The 2438-nt window shown below is 69.6% G+C and carries 2 protein-coding genes; one reads left to right on the top strand and one right to left on the bottom strand.

All coding sequences use genetic code 11. The annotated features are described in order from the left end of the window. Nucleotides 1-208: 208 nt before the first annotated feature. Nucleotides 209-448 (top strand): hypothetical protein, encoded by a 240-nt coding sequence (locus tag VF468_03325; GenBank protein HEX5877344.1) that lies wholly within the window; start codon nucleotides 209-211, stop codon nucleotides 446-448. A 36-nt stretch (nucleotides 449-484) separates the two neighbouring features. Here VF468_03325 and VF468_03330 read toward each other — a convergent pair whose 3' ends face one another. Continuing rightward, entirely contained in the window at nucleotides 485-2194 is a 1710-nt protein-coding gene (locus VF468_03330) for an IS1634 family transposase (protein ID HEX5877345.1), read from the bottom strand. Nucleotides 2195-2438 lie beyond the last annotated feature (244 nt).

Genomic DNA, 2438 nt, shown 5'->3' on the forward strand with positions numbered 1-2438 from the left:
GAACAAGAAGGACCACGCCTAAAGCCTGGAACTCCGGGCCGCGGCAGATCGAAAGTCAACCGTTCGGGTTTCTTCACCGGGTCCACCACCGTGAGGACCCGCTGGTGCAGGACATGAGCATGACCTCACCGGCTGCCGAGATTCCGCCTATTGCCGCAGTGGATCGCCGTACATCTACCGAACCAACCCAACCGAGGGAGCGTGCTTCATGGGCAAAGTGACCGCGCAGGCGATCATGTCGCTTGACGGGTACGTCGCCAAACAGGACAACACCATCGGCCGATTGTTCGACTGGCTGCAGAACGGGGAGGTGGCGGTCAGGTCGCCAGCCGATGACATGACCGTCCATCTCACGCCGCAGAGCGCCGAGCGCTGGCGCGTGTGGGTGTCTTCAATCGGTGCACTAATCCGAAGTTACGTGGCCTGTGACGTGCGAACCCCCCGCTGAGCGGGGGGTTCGTGGTTGTTGGGGGTGGTGGTTTGTCTACTTGAGGCTGATCGGGATTGGGGTGTGGAGGAGTTCGAAGGCGCGGCGTTGGGTGTCGGTGGGTTGGGTGAGGGTCGGTACGAGGGGTTCGGTGTTGGCGTAGCGCAGGTCGTTGCGGGTCAGGGTGGCCAGGTGGGTGAGCAGGCCGCGGAAGCTGCGCAGCGGCTGGTCCTGGGGGTCGTGATGGCGGGAGGCCTTGGTTGCGGCGGCGGTGGAGCGGCTGGCCGGGGCGACGGGGTTGTGCCGCGGGGGTGGGTGTTCGTCGGTGTAGGTCAGCGGGGCCCAGGCGCGGCGCAGGTGCCAGATCAGGTAGGCGGCCAGGGTGCAGATCAGTACGTGGGCGCGGACCCGGTCGGCGAGGCGGTGGTGGATCGGGCGCAGGTCCAGGTCGTCGGTTTTGAGGGTGCGGAAGTCGCGTTCGACGTGGGCGAGGTCCTTGTAGGCGAGCACGATCCCGGGTGGGTCGAGCCGGTCGCCGCCGATGCTGGTGCGCAGCACGTAGATGCCGTCCAGGGCGGCCTCGGCGTCGATCTGGGTGTGCCGGCGGGTGATGGCCAGGGTGCTGTCGGAGATCGCGACCTGGAAGTGCTTGGCCATCTTGTACTTGTTGACCACCTTGCCGACCCGCAGCCCGATCTGGTCGGCGCCGGTCAGCCGCCCGTCGGTGACCGCGGCCAGGATCGGGGCCAGCGCGGTCTCGGTGGCGGCGAGCAGCTCGGCGCGTTTGCGGGCCCGTTCGGTCGCCAGCAGCGGGTTGCGGCAGGCGATCAGCCGCTCGCCGGGGTAGTCCGGGTGACTGATCTCGGCCAGGTCCTGGTGGTCGAACAGCGACAGCTGCAGCGGGCCCTGGTCGGCGGCCAGCGCGGCGATCTGCGGGGCCCGCAGCGCGGTCAACCAGCCGGTCCCGCCGAGCTCGCGCAGCGCGTCGATCCGCGCCGAGGTGATCATGCCGCGGTCCCCGACCATGACCAGCTGGGCCAGCCCGAACCGCTCGCGCACCACCTCGACCGCGTCGACGAACGCGGCCGGGTCGGCGGTGTTGCCCGGCAACACCCGCACCGCGACCGGGCGGCCCTCGGGGTCGGTGAGCAGCCCGTATTCGATCTGGAGTGTGCCGCGCTTGCCGTCGCGGGAATACCCGCGCGCGGCCAGCGGGCAGCAGCTGCCCTCCACCCAGGACGAGGACAGGTCAAACAACGCCATCCCGGCCGGATTGGTCACCGGCCCCAGGTGCCGGGCTGCCAACTGCGCCTCGATGCGGTCCTGGCGGTCCACCAGCCAGTCCATCGCTGCGTACACCTCGTCGGTGGACGCGCCGGCCACCTCCAGGTCGACCCCGAGCGTGGTGTCGGCCCACGAACTGAGCGTGGCCAGCTTCGAGCCGGGTGCGACCACCCGCGAGACGATCAACGCCAGGGCCAGGTCGCGAGCCCGGCCGGGCGGGCCCAAAAGCGCCGGCAATCCCAACGCGCGGGCCTGCGCCCACACCGCGGCCACCGCCCCGTGCGGCAGCGAGCGGGTCACCGTCGCGACCGCCTCGGCCGGGACCAGCCGCGCGCCCTTGAGCCCGGCGTCGATCCAATCGATCACATGGGCGGGCAGCGCGGACAGGTTCGCCACCGTCTCGTTGCGCACCTTGCCGCCCTCGCGGTAGGTCCGGCGCAGATACGCCGACTCGTAGTCCCGGACCCGGCCGGTCTTGTCCACGTAACCGGTCTTCCGAACTCTGACTACGTGCACCGCCCCAGCCCGCCTGGCCACGCACAGACCATAGCGCCCGGCATCACCGCAGCCATCGAAGACACGCCGAAGATTCTGACTACAGGAGAGGCGCACCGGGTCGAACCGGCAGGCCAGGAGCGCAGAACTACCCAGAGTCACAGCAACTTCGGTCTAGGGCGGGCAGAGCGTCCCCGGCGCGGGGAGCACGCCGTCGAGCAGCATCTTGTCG

It is taken from the genome of Actinomycetota bacterium, assembly GCA_036280995.1.
GTDB lineage: Bacteria > Actinomycetota > CALGFH01 > CALGFH01 > CALGFH01 > CALGFH01.